The following is a 17,096-nucleotide window of genomic DNA, read 5'->3' as shown; positions in this document are numbered from 1 at the left end:
CTATAATCCTTAGGAGCAAACGCAGCACAATTCAGGCTTTTTTCAACCAGTAGCGGTAAACACCCGCCTCATCTTCTTCACGAAGCAGGGTATGACCGGCCAATCGGGCAAAGGTGCGAAAGTCGCGCTGCGAACCTGCATCGGTGGCGATGACCTTGAGTACCGCGCCACTGGCCAGCCGGTTGAGCTCCATCTTGGCCTTGAGCAACGGCAGCGGGCAATTCAGGCCGCTGGCGTCCAGTTCAACGTCATGCTCTACAGCATCGGTCATTGCATCACTCCGGGTCAGGTGGTTGAGATGCCTAGAATATCTGGTCGCAACGCCGGTGTCCGGCTACAGTAAGGTCTTTGTCGACTAAGGCTTTGTGCATGACATTTTTGCGCCCTACCCTGCTGACGCTCGCTTGCCTGCTCGCCTCACCGGGCTTCGCCGACGACCTGCCGTCACTCGGCGACGCCAGTTCTGCCATTGTCTCGCCACAACAGGAGTACCAGCTCGGCCGCGCATGGCTGGCCATGTTGCGCAGTCAGGTTTCGCAACTCAACGACCCGCAACTCAAGAATTACGTGGAATCCAGCGTTTACCGCCTGCTGGAGACCAGCCAGGTCACTGACCGGCGCCTGGAATTCATCCTGATCAACAGCCCGCAGCTCAACGCCTTTGCGGCGCCGGGCGGGATCGTCGGGGTCAACGGTGGCTTGTTCCTCAACGCCCAGACCGAAGGCGAATACGCCTCGGTACTGGCGCACGAACTGGCTCACTTGTCGCAGCGCCACTTTGCCCGGGGAATCGAAGCACAAAAACGCATGCAAGTACCCATGATGGCTGCATTGCTGGCCGGTATCGTGGTAGCAGCCGCAGGTGGCGGTGACGCCGGGATTGCAGCCATTGCCGGCACACAGGCAGCAGCCATTCAGGAACAGCGGCGATTCTCCCGCCAGAACGAACAGGAAGCCGACCGCATCGGCCTCCTCAATCTGGAAAAGGCCGGTTACGATCCCCGCTCGATGCCAACCATGTTCGAGCGCCTGGGGCGTCAGTACCGCTACGATGCCAAGCCACCGGAGTTCCTGCTGACTCACCCGGTCACCGAATCGCGTATCGCCGACACCCGCAACCGCGCCGAACAGTTTCCAACGGGCGGCATTGAAGACAGCATGCGCTACCAGCTGATCCGCGCACGCGTACAGCTGATCTATGAAGAAACCCCGGGGCTCGGCGCCAAGCGCTTCCGCGCCCAGCTCGACGAGAACCCGAAAAACGACGTGGCGCGCTACGGCCTGGCGATCGCCCAGATCAAGGGCGGCCATCTGAACGAAGCACGGGAAAACCTCAAGCAGTTGCTGGCCAAGTCACCTAACGAAATCATCTACAACCTCGCTCAGGTCGATCTGGACATCACCAACAATCGCCTGGCGGATGCCCAGTCCCGGGTTGACCGCCTGATGACCCAGTACCCTGGCAACTACCCGCTGAACCAGGTGCGTGTCGACTTGCTGCTCAAGCAAAACCGCACCGCAGATGCGGAGAAAGCCCTCGAAAGCCTGCTCAAGTCACGGCCGGATGACCCGGACGTGTGGTATCAAGTTGCCGAGACGCGCGGACTGTCGGGCAATATCATCGGCCTGCATCAGGCGCGTGCCGAATATTTTGCCCTGGTCGGGGACTACAAACAGGCCATTCAGCAACTGGACTTCGCCAAACGCAAGGCCGGCAGCAACTTCCCGCTGTCTTCGCGGATCGACGCGCGGCAACGCGAGCTGATGGAACAGGAGCGCTTGATCAAGGACATGATGGGCTGACGCCCCTGCAGACAAAAAGTCCGGACATAAAAAAAACGCCTCTTTCGAGGCGGTTTTTTATTCAGCCATCAACCGGATTATTCAGCCAGCTTGAAGGTGATGAAGCTCGCACGACCTTGACGCAGCACTCGCATCGACACCGAACGGTTCTTTGGCAGCGCCTTGGCGATGTCCGCGAACTCCTTGGCGGAACCGATGGCCTGGTTGTTCAGGTGGGTGATCACATCACCCGGCTGCAGGCCGATCATGGCGGCAGGACCGTCCTGCACTTCCTTGATCACCACACCACCTTTGAGGTCGTAGGTTTTCTTCTGGTCGTCAGTCAGTTCGACCACGGAAACACCGAGGCGATTGCTGCTGCGCTCGATGCTGGATTTTGGCTCGGCGCCCATTTCCTTGTCTTCATCCGGTATGGCACCGACGGTCAGCTCGACATTTTTGCGCTTGCCGTCACGAATCACTTCCAGATCGGCCTTGGCGCCAGCCTTCAATGCGCCAACGAGGTGTGGCAGATCGGCCGACATGACGATTGGCTGACCGTTCATGCTCAGGATCACGTCGCCCACTTGCAGGCCACCCTTGGCAGCCGGGCCATCATCCTGGATCTGAGCCACCAGCGCACCCGCCGGTTTCTCCAGACCAAACGACTCGGCGAGATCCTTGCTCACTTCCTGAATCACCACGCCCAGCCAGCCACGGCTGACCTTGCCACCGGACTTCAGCTGATTGGAAACGTCCATGGCCACGTCGATCGGGATTGCAAACGACACGCCCATGAAGCCACCGGAGCGGGTATAGATCTGCGAGTTGATCCCGACCACTTCACCGTTGAGGTTGAACAGCGGGCCGCCCGAGTTACCCGGGTTGATCGGCACGTCGGTCTGAATGAACGGCACATAGTTTTCATTCGGCAGGCTGCGACCGACGGCGCTGACGATGCCTTGAGTCACCGTGTGGTCGAAGCCGAACGGTGAACCGATAGCAACCACCCACTGGCCAGCCTTCAGATCCTGGGATTTACCGAGTTTGAGCACCGGCAGATCCTTGCCTTCGATTTTCAGCAGCGCCACGTCGGAACGTGGATCGGTACCGACCAGCTTGGCCTTCATTTCGCTGCGATCGGCCAGACGGACGAGGATTTCGTCTGCATCGGCGATCACGTGGTTATTGGTCAGGATGTAGCCGTCAGACGAGATGATAAAACCCGAGCCCAGGGAAGTTGCCTCGCGCTGACGGTCGCGAGGAGAACGCGATTGCGGCGGCATGCCCCGCTCGAAGAATTCGCGCAGCATTGGCGGCAGCCCTTCGAGGTCGGGCATTTGCTGGCTGACTTTGCGATCCGGCAGCTTTTGCGTGGTACTGATGTTCACGACCGCGGGCGAGGCCTGTTCGACCAGTTGCGTAAAGTCAGGCAATTCGACCGCTTGGGCGGTGACCGCCTGACCGAGCACCAGCACGGTGGCAATAATGGAAAGGTAGGACTTCAAACGTGGTATCGACATACGGCTCCCGTTACGACGAGCAGGGTTAAGCGATATGGAGCAAGGAACACCGGGAACAATACGCCGGTATTTTTGTTCCGGGAACAACAAACAAGGCCAGAGCCGAGGGGCTCTGACCTATAAGAAATTTAAGCTTTTTTTGCAAATTGAAATGCTCACGAAACATTTCGAATTTAGCTCACTGCTTGGTTGCAGTGGCGTCGGTGCGCATTGAAAGCGCTATCCGTTCAGCAGTACCTACCGGTATCTCGCCGACGACGGTCACCATCATGTCGCCCTGTGCCGTGGTCAAGCGCCGGGAAACCGCAACGGTCGGCCCCAACTGAGTACGGGTGTCGGTGACGGTTGCGCCATTCAACGGCTCGAGGAATACCGAAAAACGCGCCAGACCATCGTCGTACATCAGGCTATTGACCTGGGTCTTGGTCTGCGGATCCTTGCGAGCGGTACTGCTGGTCAGCTCGAAGCCGGGAGGCAACCAGTCGGAATGCCAGACCTGAGCAGTCTTGACGGCAGAAGCCTTGTCACTGTCGAGGTTGACCGACTTGCAATCATTGCTGGCCTGCAGATCCTTTTCGGAAGGAACATCGGCCGTATCCAGTTGCGTGAACTGGAAGCGCTCCAGCAACCGCCCCTTGTCGTCCAATAACAAAGACTTCAGAGGCAGGCCGGTTTCTTTGTCCAGATGCAGTTCAAAACCGTAACGGTGTTGATCGCGGGGTTTCAGCGATACGATCACCGCCGAACGCCCGGCGACACGCGACTTGCCGATGACGGCGAGGTCATACCAATTCTTGAGCTTTTGAGGATCGAGTGCACGGGCAGCGGAGTTGGGGGAATCCCCCAGCCCTGCTATCAGTGTGCCGCTGACGCATTGAGTATGCCCATCAATGCGAACGACTTCCTGAGCGGAGCCGTCGAGCTGGATCAATCGCTCGCGGACCTTTCCATCCTGGACCAGGTGCCAGATGTTATGGGTAGAAAAACTACCGTTACGCTCGTAGACGAAAGTACCCTGAAAGCTTTGCTGCTGCTCTGCCTGGCCCAGGCGGGTCAACCAGTCCTGGGCATCATCAGCTTGGGCTGGAACGATGAACCAGCCGCTGAGCAGAAGCGAAAGTAGAGGTATGGCGCGCATGATCCTCCTTAACGGTTTTCCAGACTTGCCGCACGAGCGTAAGGCAGAGCGCTCTCAGTACCTTTCAGTGCAGCCTGTTGTGCATGTTGGCGCAAGTAGCCTGGCAGACGCTGATCGTGCCAGCCTGGCTGACCTTGCAAAACGCCATTGGCCATTGGGCCTGTAGCTTCCGAACTCTCATTGTAGCCTGCCAGAACAGCAGGGCCTTTTACTTGAGGAGCGGCCAGTGCGGGCTGACTGGATTGCTGGGCCAGTTCGGTACCGGCGATCTCATCCTGGTTGTACAGACGCACACCGGCCAGTACTGCCAGGGTCACAGAAGCTGCGACCGCCAGACGACCCAGGCTGCGCCATGGACCGCGGGAAGCTTTTGCCGGTGAGGCTTCGTCAGCCAGGGCAGCAGAAACAGCCGCAGCGATGTCCAGGCGTGGAAGCAGCAGATCCTTGTGCATCACTGCCCGAGCGATCTGATAACGAGCCCAGGTTTCACGGGTTTCAACATCGTCGCAGGCATTCAATACCCGACGCAATTCCAATTCGTCCGCTTCGTTATCCATCACTGCGGACAGCGATTCCTGCAGGGCTTCACGACTCATGGCGTTCCTCTCTTGGCTGTCGCCGCTGTCTTTAGTTTTCCTGCAACAACGGCTGCAGGGCTTTGTCGATGGCCTCCCGGGCGCGGAAAATCCGGGAGCGCACGGTGCCTACCGGACATTGCATGACGCTCGCAATGTCCTCGTAACTCAGACCATCAAACTCACGTAAAGTTAAAGCCGTACGCAAATCTTCCGGCAGTTGCTGAATGGTTCGATGGACAGTGCCTTCGATCTCATCCCGCAGCAAAGCCCGTTCTGGCGACTCGAGATCCTTGAGGCCATGATCGCCATCGTAGAACTCTGCATCCTCGGAACTGACATCGCTATCCGGCGGCCGACGGCCGCGTGAAACCAGATAGTTTTTCGCCGTGTTGATGGCGATGCGGTAAAGCCACGTATAAAACGCGCTGTCTCCGCGAAAATTTCCAAGTGCACGGTACGCCTTGATAAAGGCTTCTTGTGCCACATCCTGGGCTTCATGGGTGTCGTGCACAAAACGCACGATCAACCCGAGAATTTTGTGCTGGTATTTCAGCACTAGCAGATCGAAAGCACGCTTGTCGCCGCGCTGAACGCGTTCGACCAGTTGCTGATCCTCTTCCTGGGTTAGCATGAACACTCCTCGATGAGCTCGGAGGAGGCTTGCAGAAGTAAACCACCAGACTTGCAACCATAGACTCGGGCTTTTCGCAAAAGTTCTCCCCCTCCAGGCAAGTTTCCTGCGGGCTCTGATTTGGCACGCACGAAAAGCGCAGCGCGAGTGGGCCCGGCTGCGCGAATAATCTTGTCATCGGACTCTTCGCCAGGGATCGAACTGCAATCCTGTACTGAATCCGACGCTGTCCCTTGTTTCAGGCAACGGTCTATTGATCTTGGCACTTTGGCAAAAGTTCCAAATATTTATAGCTGCGCCGAACCGACATTGTGCAACCGTGAAGCGAAAAAGACTGTTAAATCGGCGATACAGTCGTTCTCGCGCGCAACGGGCAGAAAACCATCCGACGAAGCGCCCGACATTTTGCGTCACAGTAGTTTCACAATGCCATGCTGGCTCGGGTATTGTGCCGTCCCCCCCCTCTATATACTAGTGGGCTGTGCGGCTGACTTGACTCGCCAGTCCAGCTGCGCCACCCCCGACCCGGGTCGCTTTGAGCGGAATCCTGAAATGAGCCAACAGTTTCAACACGATGTTCTGGTAATTGGCAGCGGTGCTGCCGGCTTGAGCCTTGCGCTGACCTTGCCCGGTCATTTGCGCATTGCCGTATTGAGCAAAGGCAACCTCGCCAATGGCTCGACGTTCTGGGCCCAGGGTGGTGTTGCCGCCGTGCTGGACGACACCGATACCGTTGAATCCCATGTCGATGACACACTCAATGCCGGCGGCGGCCTGTGCCATGAAGACGCGGTGCGCTTTACCGTCGAGCACAGCAAGGAAGCGATTCAATGGCTGATCGACCAGGGCGTGCCTTTTACCCGCGATGAACAGTCGGGCAATGAAGATGGCGGGTTCGAATTCCACCTGACCCGCGAAGGCGGTCACAGCCATCGGCGCATCATCCACGCCGCCGATGCCACGGGCGCTGCCATTTTCACAACCCTGCTCGAGCAGGCCAGGAAACGACCGAACATCGAACTGCTGGAGCAGCGGGTTGCGGTAGACCTGATCACCGAGAAACGCCTGGGACTCGAAGGTGATCGCTGCCTCGGTGCTTATGTGCTCAATCGCGGTACTGGCGAAGTCGATACCTATGGCGCCCGCTTTGTGATCCTCGCCTCCGGCGGAGCGGCCAAGGTTTACCTGTACACCAGTAACCCCGACGGCGCCTGCGGCGATGGCATCGCCATGGCCTGGCGCTCAGGTTGCCGGGTGGCGAACCTGGAGTTCAACCAGTTTCACCCCACCTGCCTGTATCACCCGCAGGCCAAGAGCTTCCTGATCACCGAAGCCCTGCGCGGCGAGGGTGCCCACCTCAAGCTGCCCAACGGCGAGCGCTTCATGCAGCGCTTCGATCCACGGGCAGAACTGGCGCCACGGGACATCGTCGCCCGGGCCATCGACCATGAAATGAAACGCCTGGGTATCGATTGCGTCTATCTGGACATCAGCCACAAGCCCGAATCCTTTATCAAGACGCACTTCCCGACGGTGTACGAACGCTGCCTGGAATTTTCCATCGACATCACCAAACAGCCGATTCCGGTGGTCCCGGCGGCGCACTACACCTGCGGTGGCGTGATGGTCGATCAACAGGGCCGCACCGACGTGCCGGGGCTGTACGCCATTGGCGAAACCAGTTTCACCGGCCTGCACGGCGCCAACCGCATGGCCAGCAACTCGCTGCTTGAATGTTTCGTTTATGCCCGCTCGGCGGCCACGGACATTCTCGAACAGTTGCCCCGGGTTCCAATGCCCGCCCCCCTTCCCGCCTGGGATGCGAGCCAGGTTACCGATTCCGATGAAGACGTGATCATTGCGCACAACTGGGATGAGCTGCGGCGGTTCATGTGGGACTACGTTGGCATCGTGCGCACCAACAAACGCCTGCAACGGGCACAACACCGCGTACAACTGTTGCTGGATGAAATCGACGAGTTCTACAGCAACTACAAGGTCAGCCGGGATTTGATCGAGCTGCGCAACCTGGCCCAGGTGGCCGAGCTGATGATCCTGTCAGCCATGGAGCGCAAGGAAAGCCGTGGCCTGCATTACACCCTCGACTACCCGGACATGTTGCCGGTCGCGCTGGACACTATTCTGGTGCCGCCCACCTACGTCGGCTGAATTTGAGCCGGACCCGCAGGCGTCGGTGCACATCCGCCGCCTGCGCATCCCGGGGCACGCAAATGGCCCTGACCCGGCGCTCGCCACGCAGACGGAAACGCAAGACCACCACCAACGGCAGCGCCAGGCTGTCCGGCCTCAGCTGCACGGGCTGCCAACCCTTGGCCCGACTCCACAACTGCCAGCCATCAGCATCGCGCCGCAAGCCGCAAATGGCCTGCGGGTGCGTCAAGAGAATACCCCGGGGCAACAGCCAGACGCCGTGAGCCACGCACAGCACAACGCCGAGCGCGCTGGCCCAGAGCGGAATCGACAGTAAAAACAACGAACCCAGCGCAAACAGCTGGGCCAGCAGATATGCCGCCAGCAACTGCCGTGAGGCATGCCAGCGGCATTCGAACGAATTACTTGGGCTGGACACGATCCAGGATCATGCGAACCATGCGTTGCAATTCAGGATCATCGGATTCGCTGCGTTCCATGAACCAGCCGAACATGTCCTGATCCTCACACGTCAGCAGTCGGACGTACAACGCGCGATCCACCTCGTTGAGCGTTGCGTAAACCTCTTTCGTGAACGGTACCAGCAACACGTCAAGCTCAAGCATGCCACGGCGGCTGTGCCAAAAGAGGCGGTTCAGTTCAACATCTTCGACCATGGAGCGCTCCTCAAATAGGCCGCAAGTATACAGGCCCGCGCACCGTCGAACAGTCGGCTTTGGTCGGGCACCGGTGATCCTTTGTGAACTACCCATTTCGAAGGCGGCCCCTTATGATGTCCACCAGACTTTTTACCCTGCGATGACCCATGGCCGATTCTGCTTTTTTCTGCACCCTTTCTCATGAAGGTGTTCTCGCGGTCCGCGGCGCGGACGCCAGCAAATTCCTGCAAGGCCAACTGACCTGCAATCTCAACTATCTGAGCGATTCCCGGGCCAGCCTCGGTGCGCGCTGCACGCAGAAAGGCCGGATGCAATCGAGTTTCCGCATCCTGCTCGAAGGTGATGGCGTGGTCCTGGCCATGGCCACCGAATTGCTCGAACCGCAACTGGCGGACCTGAAAAAATACGCGGTGTTTTCCAAATCGAAACTGACCGACGAGAGTGCCGCCTGGGTCCGCTTCGGCATTGACCATGGCGACGCCGCACTGGCCAGCCTCGGCCTGGACCTGGCGGCAGAAACCGACAGCGTCGTGCGCAGCGATGGACTGATCGCCATCCGTGTTTCGCCGCAACGCGCCGAGTTGTGGGTCGCCGCAGGTCTTGCCGATGCGGTCAAAAGCAAGCTGTCGGCGGTGCTGAGCGAAGGTGACCTGAATCAATGGTTGCTGGGCCAGATACGTGCCGGGATCGGCCAGGTCATGCCCGGCACCCGCGAGTTGTTCATCCCGCAGATGCTCAACCTGCAAGCGGTCGGTGGCGTGAGTTTCAAGAAAGGTTGCTACACCGGCCAGGAAATCGTCGCGCGCATGCAATACCTGGGCAAACTCAAGCGTCGCCTGTATCGCCTGCAACTGGCGGCCGGCGAGCTGCCGGAACCGGGTATCGCGCTGTTCTCCCCGACCCATGGCAGCTCTATCGGCGAAGTGGTGCTGGCTGCCCGCGCCGGGCAAGGCATTGAGCTCCTGGCGGTGATGCAAGCCGAAGCGGCAGACAGTGGAGACATCCACCTGGGGGCGCTCGAAGGGCCGTCCTTGCAGCTGCTCGACCTGCCTTATGAACTGGATCGCGATCGCGAAATCCAGCAATAACGGCAGCACTTGGCGCAACACCCAGAGAGACTAAATGAGCGAGCTGGCGGAAAAGGTCCAACAGGATTTGGTTGAGGCCATCAATAACGATGACCTGGTTCTGCCAACGTTACCGGAAGTGGCCCTGCAAATTCGCAAGGCCGCGGAAAACCCGGAAGTCAGCGTCAGTACCCTGAGCAAAGTGATCGGCCGTGATACCGCGCTGTCGGCGCGCCTGATCAAAGTGGTCAACAGCCCGCTGTTGCGCGCGACCCAGGAAGTGACCGACCTGCACACCGCGATCACTCGCCTGGGCATCAACTACAGCTGCAATCTGGCGATCGGCCTGGTCATGGAGCAGATTTTCCACGCCCGCTCCGACGTGGTGGAACAGAAAATGCGCGAAGTCTGGCGCAAAAGCCTGGAAATCGCCGGCGTCAGCTATGCCCTGTGCCGCAGTTACACCCGACTCAAGCCCGACCAGGCCGCCCTTGGCGGGCTGGTGCATCAGATCGGCGTACTACCGATCCTGACCTACGCCGAAGATCACTATGAATTGCTGTCCGACCCGGTCAGCCTCAACCATGTGATCGACCGGATTCATCCCCTGATCGGCGAAAAACTGCTCAGGGTCTGGGACTTTCCCGACATGCTGGTGCAGGTACCGCAGCTCTACCTGAATTTCAAACGCCAGTCGGCGCAGGTCGACTATGTGGATCTGGTGCAGGTCGCCAGCCTGTATTGCCACAAGGACACCGACCATCCGTTCGCTCGTATTGATCCGTTGAGCGTGCCGGCCTTCCATGCAATTGGCATCGACATCGACGACGACGCGATGTGCGCCGACCTGGAAGAAACCCGCACGATGTTTTACTGATCAAAGACCGCGTCGCCCCCTTCGCGAGCAAGCCCGCTCCCACATTTGATCTGCGGCGACTCGGTTCAATGTGGGAGCGGGCTTGCTCGCGAAGGGGCCAGAACAGACACTGCATCAATCCCCTGCAACAAAGCTCACCCGCACCTTCAACCCCGCCCGCTCTCCATCATGCAGGCTGATCTGCGCCAGATGCGCGCGGCAGATTTCGCCGACAATCGCCAAACCCAACCCTGAGCCAGCCACTTGCTGATTGCGCCGGTAAAAACGCTCGAATACCCGGTCACGCTCCTCAAGAGGAATACCGGGGCCATCATCTTCGACTTCCAGCACGGCGGGGGCCGAGACTCGCAGAATCACATTGCCGCCCGGCGGCGTGTGAGCCAGTGCGTTATCCACCAGATTGCTCAGCAGTTCGTTCAACAGCGTCGGCTCGCCCCGCAACCAGACGGGTTCATCCGCTTCCAGCGCCAGCGCGATGCCGCGCTTGTGGGCCAACGGCGCCATGGCCATGCCCAGCTCCCGAGCCAATTGACTGAGGTCGAGCAACTGCGCGCCCCCCTCGGCAATCGCCCGGGCGCCATTTTCGACCCGTGCCAGGGAAAGCAGCTGATTGGCCAGGTGGGTCAAGCGGTCAGTGCCCTGGGCGGCGGTCTCCAGCGTGCTGCGCCAGGTTTCGGGCTCGGCTGAGCGCATGCCCAGCTCCAGTCGCGCCTTGAGGGCTGCCAATGGCGTGCGCAACTCGTGGGCGGCATCGGCTATGAATTGCGCCTGCTTCTCGAACTGTCCACGTAGACGCTCGGTAAAGTGATTGAGGGCGCGCACCAGCGGCCACAATTCGCGCTGCACTTCCACCAATGGCAAGGGGCGCAGATCGTCCGGCTGGCGCTCTTCCACCGCCGTGCGCAGGCGCTCCAGCGGGCGCAACGCGGCACTCACCGCAAACCACACCAGCATCAACGCACCGATTGCCAGCATGCCCAGGCGCAGCAAGGTATCCGCCGCCAGACTGCGGGCCATGCTGACGCGCGCCTCATCGGTTTCCGCCACGCGGATTTCCGCCATGCCGTTCATGTTTGGCTCGCTCACGGGCTTGAGCAGGCTCACCACACGCACGTTCTGCCCGCGGTACTGGGCGTTGTAGAAGCGCGCCAGCGCCGGGTAATCATCGGTGCGCGGCGTTCCCGGCGGTGGCGCGGGCAGGTTTTCGTAACCGGAAATCAGCTTCTGATTGATGTCATTGACCAGGTAGAAAATTCGCCCGGCACTGTCGTAGGCAAAGGTATCGAGGGCCACGTAGGGCACGTCGGCACTCAGGGTGCCGTCGCGCTGGGAGACGCCGGCGGCGATGGTGCGCGCCGAGGCCAGCAAGGTCCGGTCATAGGCCGTATCGGCGGCTTCACGACCGTTCCAGTAGGCGCTCAACCCGCTGGCCAGCATCAACACCACCAGCAACAGCGCCAGGTTCCACAACAACCGCCAGCGCAAGCTGCTGGGCTTATGCATCGCGGCTTTCCAGCAAGTAACCGAGGCCACGGAAGGTCACGATGGCGACCGGCTGGCCATCCAGTTTCTTGCGCAGGCGGTGCACGTAGATTTCGATCGCATCGGGACTGGCCTCTTCATCCAGACCGAACACCTGCGACGCCAGTTGCTCCTTGCTCATCACCCGACCGGGGCGCGCGATCAGGGCTTCGAGTACCGCCTGTTCGCGGGAGGTCAGGGTCAGCAACTCTTCACCGAGGGTGAAACGCCGGGTTTCCAGGTCATAGGCCAGCACACCACAACGCTGGATACGCTCACCGCCCAGCACACTACGACGCAGCAACGCCTTGACCCGGGCTTCGAGTTCGGTCAGTTCGAACGGCTTGGCCAGGTAATCGTCGGCGCCGAGGTTCAGGCCATGGACCCTATCCTTGACGTCACTGCGGGCGGTCAGCATCAGCACCGGCAGGTTCTTGCCCCGCGCCCGCAGGCGCGCCAGCACTTCGAAACCATCCATGCGCGGCAAGCCGACATCGAGGATCGCCATGGCGTATTCCTCGCTGCCCAGCGCCAGGTCGGCGGCCACGCCATCGTGCAGAACGTCCACGGTCAGCCCGGTGCTCTTGAGCGCCTGGGCGACACTTTCGGCGAGCTGCAAATGGTCTTCGACGAGCAGGACACGCATGGATCTATACCTCGTTCAGGGATGGCCGACGCCATTCTTTGGCGCGGAGTTTACAGCCGCAATCACCGCTGTGAAGCCCGAAAAACCGTGAAAGCCCGCTGAAAGGTTAGCGAAAGGTTGGGTCGTTAGAGTCGCCCCACGGATGGTTTCGACTGCAGACCATCGAATCGTAGTTTGAAAACGTGCTTTGACATGTAACTACCGAAAAACGCCTCGAAGCGTTTTCGCCAATAAAAACAATAAACGAGGTACTGCACCATGCTGTCCACACAGCTTCAGGCTTGCCCGCCCCGCCCTTTCTCTCGCTCCCCGATTTTTATGCTTGCCAGCGCCGAAGCCGGCTGCCCGTCGTTCGATCCGTGCGGATTCGAACACGCCAGCACCGCGCGAAATCGTCGCACCTGAATCATCCCAAAAACAAAAACTCCACTGGAGACAAAAATGAATCGTTCAATGCGCCGTTTCGCCCTCGCCGCCAGCTGTGTGCTGTTCGCCGGCCAACTCATGGCTGAGCCCAAACGCCCGGAATGCATCGCCCCGGCCTCGCCCGGTGGTGGTTTCGACCTGACCTGCAAACTGGCGCAAAGCGCGCTGGTCAACGAAAAACTGCTGACCAAACCGATGCGGGTGACTTACATGCCCGGCGGTGTCGGCGCGGTGGCGTACAACGCGGTAGTCGCCCAGCGTCCGGCCGATGCCGGTACGCTGGTGGCCTGGTCCAGTGGTTCGCTGCTGAACCTGGCCCAAGGCAAGTTCGGTCGTTTCGATGAAAGCAATGTGCGCTGGCTGGCCGCCGTCGGCACCAGCTACGGCGCCATCGCGGTGAAGAGCGATTCGCCCTACAAGACCCTCGACGATCTGGTCCAGGCACTGAAGAAAGATCCGAGCAAAGTGGTGATCGGTTCCGGCGGCACCGTCGGCAGCCAGGACTGGATGCAGACCGCGCTGATCGCCAAGGCCGCCGGGATCAATCCGCGTGACCTGCGTTACGTCGCCCTCGAAGGTGGCGGCGAGATCGCCACGGCCCTGCTCGGCGGTCATATCCAGGTTGGCAGTACCGACATTTCCGACTCCATGCCGCACATCCAGAGCGGTGACATGCGTCTGCTGGCGGTGTTCTCCGACAAGCGTCTGGACGAGCCGGAAATGAAGAACATCCCGACCGCCCGCGAACAAGGCTACGACATCGTCTGGCCGGTGGTTCGCGGCTTCTACCTGGGGCCGAAGGTCAGCGACGAGGACTACGCCTGGTGGAAGGACTCCTTCGACAAACTGCTGGCTTCACCGGAGTTCGCCAAGTTGCGCGACCAGCGTGAACTGTTCCCGTTCGCCATGACCGGTCCGGAACTGGACACCTATGTGAAGAAGCAGGTCGCGGACTACAAAGTGCTGGCCAAAGAGTTCGGCCTGATCCAGTGATCGCCTCTGTCTAGCGGCCGCGACTCCGTTTGGCGGAGTCGCGGCACAGGAGTTCCCCATGCTCTTACAACGCATTTTTGCTTCGGTGCTGTTGCTGGCCTGTCTCAGCCTGGTGCTGATGGCCTTACCCTACCAGGCACCTTTTTCCTACGAACCGATCGGCCCACGCGCGTTCCCCCTGTTGATGCTGGGGCTGATGGGCCTGGCGCTGGTTTACATGGTGTATCGGCCCTCGCCGATCAAGCACACCGATGAAGATCCGCCGATGGATCGCGAGACCCTGACCAAAATTGGTGTTTGCGTGCTGTTGCTGCTGGTCTTCGCCGGGCTGTTCGAACCGCTGGGTTTCATCCTCAGCAGCATGCTGGTTGGCATTCCAATGGCTCGCCTGTACGGCGGGCGCTGGCTGCCGGGCGCGATCATCATCAGCCTGATGAGTGTCGGCCTGTACCTGCTGTTCGACAAAGTCATGGACGTGCCACTGCCTCTGGGCCTGCTCGACGTTCTGGAGAACTGATATGGATACGCTTGGTTACTTGAGTCACGGCTTCGGCGTCGCACTCACCCCTTACAACCTGGTGACCGCTCTCAGCGGCACGCTGATCGGTACGGTCGTCGGCCTGCTTCCGGGGCTGGGCCCGATCAATGGCGTGGCGTTGTTGATCCCGATCGCTTTCGCCCTCGGCCTGCCACCGGAGTCGGCGCTGATCCTGCTGGCCGCGGTTTACCTGGGTTGCGAGTACGGCGGTCGTATCAGTTCAATCCTGCTGAACATCCCGGGCGAAGCTTCCACCGTCATGACCACCCTCGATGGCTACCCGATGGCCCGCCAGGGTCTGGCCGGTGTGGCGTTGTCGTTGTCGGCGTGGAGTTCGTTCATCGGCGCCTTCATTGCGACCTGCGGGATGGTCGTGTTCGCGCCGATGCTGGCGAAATGGGCGATTGCCTTCGGTCCGGCGGAGTATTTCGTACTGATGGTGTTCGCCATTGTCTGCCTCGGCGGCATGGCGGGTGACAGGCCGCTCAAGACGTTCATCGCGGCGCTGATCGGCCTGTTCCTGTCGACCGTCGGCATTGATGCCAACAGCGGCGTTTACCGTTTCACCGGGGACAACATCCACCTCACCGACGGCATTCAATTCGTGGTCCTGGTGCTGGGCCTGTTTTCCATCAGCGAAATCCTCCTGCTGCTGGAAAAAACCCATCGTGGCCAGGAAGCCTTCCAGGCCACCGGCCGGATGCTGTTCAACTTCAAGGAAGCCGCTTCGGTGTTCTGGGTGAACATGCGTTGCGGTGTGCTCGGTTTCATCATGGGCGTGTTGCCGGGTGCGGGCGCCACACTGGCCAGCGCCGTGGCCTACATGACCGAGAAACGTATCGCTGGCCCAAGCGGAAAATTCGGACAAGGCGACAAGCGTGGCCTGGCTGCACCGGAAACCGCCATTGGCGCAGAAGCGTGCGGTGCACTGGTGCCGATGCTGACCCTCGGCGTTCCCGGTTCGGGAACCACGGCCGTGATGATCGGTGCGTTGTCGCTGTACAACATCACGCCGGGCCCACTGCTGTTTCAACAGCAACCGGACATCGTCTGGGGCCTGATTGCTTCGTTGTTCATCGCCAACATCATGCTGGTGATCCTCAACATTCCGATGATCCGGATCTTCACCAAAATCCTTGCCGTACCAAACTGGGCGCTGGTGCCGATGATCGCAATCATCACCGCCATTGGCGTGTATGCCGTGCATGCCACGACCTTCGACCTGTTCCTGATGATCGGCATCGGCATCTTCGGTTACATCCTGCGCAAGCTGGACTTCCCGTTGTCCCCGGTGTTGCTGGGTTTCATCCTCGGTGGCTTGATGGAACAGAACCTGCGTCGGGCGCTGTCGATTTCCAACGGTTCGCTGGATATTCTCTGGTCGAGCGGTATCACCGTCGGTGTCTGGGGGTTGATCGTGGTCATGTTGCTGGTGCCCATTGTGCGTATCTGGCGTAAACGTTCGGTTACCCGGCGCGTCATCGCCGATGTCTGATCGAACACCTTTCAAAGCCTGGTGGGGAACCCCGCTGGTCGGCCTGCTGGGCGGTTACCTCGCCAGCCAGGTCGGCTGGCCTTTGCCGTGGATGGTCGGCTCGTTGCTGGCGATCATCCTCGTGCGCTGCCTGACCCCCTGGCAACTGGCCGAAATCCCTGGCGGCCGCAAGTGCGGCCAGTGGATCGTCGGCATCGGTATCGGCCTGCACTTCACCCCGCTGGTGATGGAGCAGGTGCTGAGTCATTTCGGTCTGATCTTCTTCGGTGCGTTGGTCACCAGCCTGTCCGCAGTGGTCGCCGTGTGGCTGATGCGCCGCACCGGTGAAGATCGCGCCACCGCGTTCTTTTCCAGCATGCCCGGCGGTTCCGGGGAGATGGTCAACCTCGGCGCGCGCAATGGTGCGGTGCTCAGCCGTGTGGCGGCGGGACAAAGTTTGCGGGTGTTGGTGGTGGTGCTGTGCGTACCGGCGGCCTTCAAGTATTTGCTGGGTGACGGTGCGCCGATTTCCCACGCGGGCAGTATCGATTGGCGCTGGCTGGCGGTGCTGTTTCCTGCTGGCGCATTGGCGGCGTGGATCTGGGAACGCCTGCGTCAACCCAACCCCTGGCTGTTCGGGCCGTTGCTGGTCAGTGCGGCGGTCAGCATCGGCTGGGATCTGCACATCGGCCTGCCCAACGGCGGCAGCCAGATCGGCCAGTGGTTGATCGGCAGCGGTCTGGGCTGTCACTTCAACCGGCAGTTTTTCCGGCGTGCGCCATCGTTCATGGGCCGCACCTTGATCGGCACGGTGCTGTCCATGCTGATTGCGACTGCCGCAGCACTGGGCTTGAGTGCGCTGACCCACCTGGATCTGCGCTCACTGACATTGGGCATGATGCCGGGCGGTATTGCCGAGATGAGCCTGACGGCGGAGACCCTGCAATTGTCGGTGCCGCTGGTGACGGCGATGCAGGTGATGAGGTTGTTGTTTGTGCTGTTTCTGGCGGAGCCGTTGTTCAAGTATTGGAATCGCAATCCGGATTCAGACAACTAATCCGAGTCGCCCCC

Annotated in this window: 17 protein-coding genes; 8 read left to right on the top strand and 9 right to left on the bottom strand. The window is 60.2% G+C overall.

Going from position 1 to position 17,096, the window contains the following annotated elements:
• Positions 1-31: 31 nt before the first annotated feature.
• Complete coding sequence (locus KSS91_RS07305; protein ID WP_007979782.1) at positions 32-271, bottom strand: sulfurtransferase TusA family protein; 240 nt, start codon at positions 269-271, stop codon at positions 32-34.
• 98 nt (positions 272-369) lie between these two features.
• Here KSS91_RS07305 and KSS91_RS07300 point away from each other — a divergent pair, with 98 nt between their 5' ends.
• Positions 370-1,803, top strand: coding sequence for a M48 family metalloprotease (locus KSS91_RS07300; RefSeq protein ID WP_217837468.1), 1,434 nt, complete (start codon positions 370-372; stop codon positions 1,801-1,803).
• Positions 1,804-1,880: 77 nt separating this feature from the next.
• Here KSS91_RS07300 and KSS91_RS07295 read toward each other — a convergent pair whose 3' ends face one another.
• From KSS91_RS07295 to rpoE, 4 genes are all read right to left on the bottom strand, one after another.
• The gene (locus tag KSS91_RS07295) at positions 1,881-3,305 is read right to left on the bottom strand and encodes a DegQ family serine endoprotease (RefSeq protein WP_095966283.1); all 1,425 of its coding nucleotides are present in this window, start codon (positions 3,303-3,305) and stop codon (positions 1,881-1,883) included.
• Positions 3,306-3,483: 178 nt separating this feature from the next.
• Positions 3,484-4,443: a MucB/RseB C-terminal domain-containing protein gene (locus KSS91_RS07290; protein WP_217837467.1), complete on the bottom strand. Its 960-nt coding sequence runs from the start codon at positions 4,441-4,443 to the stop codon at positions 3,484-3,486.
• 8 nt (positions 4,444-4,451) lie between these two features.
• Positions 4,452-5,039 (bottom strand): sigma-E factor negative regulatory protein, encoded by a 588-nt coding sequence (locus KSS91_RS07285; RefSeq protein WP_015093912.1) that lies wholly within the window; start codon positions 5,037-5,039, stop codon positions 4,452-4,454.
• 31 nt (positions 5,040-5,070) lie between these two features.
• The gene (rpoE, locus tag KSS91_RS07280) at positions 5,071-5,652 is read right to left on the bottom strand and encodes an RNA polymerase sigma factor RpoE/AlgU (protein WP_003172477.1); all 582 of its coding nucleotides are present in this window, start codon (positions 5,650-5,652) and stop codon (positions 5,071-5,073) included.
• 552 nt (positions 5,653-6,204) lie between these two features.
• On the opposite strand from rpoE, the gene nadB reads away from it, so the two are divergent.
• Positions 6,205-7,821, top strand: a complete 1,617-nt coding sequence (gene nadB / locus KSS91_RS07275) for an L-aspartate oxidase (protein WP_102674434.1) — start codon at positions 6,205-6,207, stop codon at positions 7,819-7,821.
• On the opposite strand, the gene KSS91_RS07270 is transcribed toward nadB, so the two are convergent.
• Together KSS91_RS07270 and KSS91_RS07265 are read right to left on the bottom strand one after the other, a co-directional pair.
• Positions 7,790-8,242 carry a protein YgfX gene (locus KSS91_RS07270; RefSeq protein WP_217837466.1) on the bottom strand — a complete coding sequence of 151 codons (453 nt, stop codon included), beginning with the start codon at positions 8,240-8,242 and terminating at the stop codon, positions 7,790-7,792. The genes nadB and KSS91_RS07270 overlap by 32 nt on opposite strands.
• Positions 8,226-8,480 (bottom strand): FAD assembly factor SdhE, encoded by a 255-nt coding sequence (locus tag KSS91_RS07265; RefSeq protein WP_217837465.1) that lies wholly within the window; start codon positions 8,478-8,480, stop codon positions 8,226-8,228. The genes KSS91_RS07270 and KSS91_RS07265 overlap by 17 nt, the downstream gene beginning before the upstream one ends.
• Positions 8,481-8,629: 149 nt before the next feature.
• Here KSS91_RS07265 and ygfZ point away from each other — a divergent pair, with 149 nt between their 5' ends.
• On the top strand, positions 8,630-9,571 hold the full coding sequence (ygfZ, locus tag KSS91_RS07260) for a CAF17-like 4Fe-4S cluster assembly/insertion protein YgfZ (protein ID WP_217837464.1): 942 nt from the start codon (positions 8,630-8,632) through the stop codon (positions 9,569-9,571).
• 34 nt (positions 9,572-9,605) lie between these two features.
• Positions 9,606-10,427: an HDOD domain-containing protein gene (locus KSS91_RS07255; protein ID WP_217837463.1), complete on the top strand. Its 822-nt coding sequence runs from the start codon at positions 9,606-9,608 to the stop codon at positions 10,425-10,427.
• Positions 10,428-10,541: 114 nt separating this feature from the next.
• Here KSS91_RS07255 and KSS91_RS07250 read toward each other — a convergent pair whose 3' ends face one another.
• Positions 10,542-11,930 carry a sensor histidine kinase gene (locus KSS91_RS07250; protein WP_126049840.1) on the bottom strand — a complete coding sequence of 463 codons (1,389 nt, stop codon included), beginning with the start codon at positions 11,928-11,930 and terminating at the stop codon, positions 10,542-10,544.
• Positions 11,923-12,594 (bottom strand): response regulator, encoded by a 672-nt coding sequence (locus tag KSS91_RS07245; protein ID WP_007979804.1) that lies wholly within the window; start codon positions 12,592-12,594, stop codon positions 11,923-11,925. The genes KSS91_RS07250 and KSS91_RS07245 overlap by 8 nt, the downstream gene beginning before the upstream one ends.
• Positions 12,595-13,035: 441 nt before the next feature.
• Here KSS91_RS07245 and KSS91_RS07240 point away from each other — a divergent pair, with 441 nt between their 5' ends.
• From KSS91_RS07240 to KSS91_RS07225, 4 genes are read left to right on the top strand one after another with little or no spacing between them, the layout of a single operon-like run.
• Entirely contained in the window at positions 13,036-14,013 is a 978-nt protein-coding gene (locus tag KSS91_RS07240) for a Bug family tripartite tricarboxylate transporter substrate binding protein (RefSeq protein ID WP_015093906.1), read from the top strand.
• 58 nt (positions 14,014-14,071) lie between these two features.
• Positions 14,072-14,530, top strand: a complete 459-nt coding sequence (locus tag KSS91_RS07235; protein WP_102698996.1) for a tripartite tricarboxylate transporter TctB family protein — start codon at positions 14,072-14,074, stop codon at positions 14,528-14,530.
• 1 nt (position 14,531) lies between these two features.
• Positions 14,532-16,046: a tripartite tricarboxylate transporter permease gene (locus KSS91_RS07230; protein ID WP_008050724.1), complete on the top strand. Its 1,515-nt coding sequence runs from the start codon at positions 14,532-14,534 to the stop codon at positions 16,044-16,046.
• Positions 16,039-17,082, top strand: coding sequence for an AbrB family transcriptional regulator (locus KSS91_RS07225; protein ID WP_217837462.1), 1,044 nt, complete (start codon positions 16,039-16,041; stop codon positions 17,080-17,082). The genes KSS91_RS07230 and KSS91_RS07225 overlap by 8 nt, the downstream gene beginning before the upstream one ends.
• Positions 17,083-17,096 lie beyond the last annotated feature (14 nt).

The sequence above is a fragment of the Pseudomonas azerbaijanorientalis genome (assembly GCF_019139795.1).
GTDB classification, from domain to species: domain Bacteria; phylum Pseudomonadota; class Gammaproteobacteria; order Pseudomonadales; family Pseudomonadaceae; genus Aquipseudomonas; species Aquipseudomonas laurylsulfatiphila.
Note: the sequence above shows the minus strand (reverse complement) of the source record. Positions and strands in the feature narration are given on the sequence as shown.

What these genes read in the sequence shown, in the direction of transcription:
- KSS91_RS07305 (WP_007979782.1), bottom strand. Translation starts at nt 271, where the DNA reads ATGACCGATGCTGTAGAGCATGACGTTGAACTGGACGCCAGCGGCCTG.
- KSS91_RS07300 (WP_217837468.1), top strand. Translation starts at nt 370, where the DNA reads ATGACATTTTTGCGCCCTACCCTGCTGACGCTCGCTTGCCTGCTCGCC.
- KSS91_RS07295 (WP_095966283.1), bottom strand. Translation starts at nt 3,305, where the DNA reads ATGTCGATACCACGTTTGAAGTCCTACCTTTCCATTATTGCCACCGTG.
- KSS91_RS07290 (WP_217837467.1), bottom strand. Translation starts at nt 4,443, where the DNA reads ATGCGCGCCATACCTCTACTTTCGCTTCTGCTCAGCGGCTGGTTCATC.
- KSS91_RS07285 (WP_015093912.1), bottom strand. Translation starts at nt 5,039, where the DNA reads ATGAGTCGTGAAGCCCTGCAGGAATCGCTGTCCGCAGTGATGGATAAC.
- rpoE (WP_003172477.1), bottom strand. Translation starts at nt 5,652, where the DNA reads ATGCTAACCCAGGAAGAGGATCAGCAACTGGTCGAACGCGTTCAGCGC.
- nadB (WP_102674434.1), top strand. Translation starts at nt 6,205, where the DNA reads ATGAGCCAACAGTTTCAACACGATGTTCTGGTAATTGGCAGCGGTGCT.
- KSS91_RS07265 (WP_217837465.1), bottom strand. Translation starts at nt 8,480, where the DNA reads ATGGTCGAAGATGTTGAACTGAACCGCCTCTTTTGGCACAGCCGCCGT.
- ygfZ (WP_217837464.1), top strand. Translation starts at nt 8,630, where the DNA reads ATGGCCGATTCTGCTTTTTTCTGCACCCTTTCTCATGAAGGTGTTCTC.
- KSS91_RS07255 (WP_217837463.1), top strand. Translation starts at nt 9,606, where the DNA reads ATGAGCGAGCTGGCGGAAAAGGTCCAACAGGATTTGGTTGAGGCCATC.
- KSS91_RS07250 (WP_126049840.1), bottom strand. Translation starts at nt 11,930, where the DNA reads ATGCATAAGCCCAGCAGCTTGCGCTGGCGGTTGTTGTGGAACCTGGCG.
- KSS91_RS07245 (WP_007979804.1), bottom strand. Translation starts at nt 12,594, where the DNA reads ATGCGTGTCCTGCTCGTCGAAGACCATTTGCAGCTCGCCGAAAGTGTC.
- KSS91_RS07240 (WP_015093906.1), top strand. Translation starts at nt 13,036, where the DNA reads ATGAATCGTTCAATGCGCCGTTTCGCCCTCGCCGCCAGCTGTGTGCTG.
- KSS91_RS07235 (WP_102698996.1), top strand. Translation starts at nt 14,072, where the DNA reads ATGCTCTTACAACGCATTTTTGCTTCGGTGCTGTTGCTGGCCTGTCTC.
- KSS91_RS07230 (WP_008050724.1), top strand. Translation starts at nt 14,532, where the DNA reads ATGGATACGCTTGGTTACTTGAGTCACGGCTTCGGCGTCGCACTCACC.
- KSS91_RS07225 (WP_217837462.1), top strand. Translation starts at nt 16,039, where the DNA reads ATGTCTGATCGAACACCTTTCAAAGCCTGGTGGGGAACCCCGCTGGTC.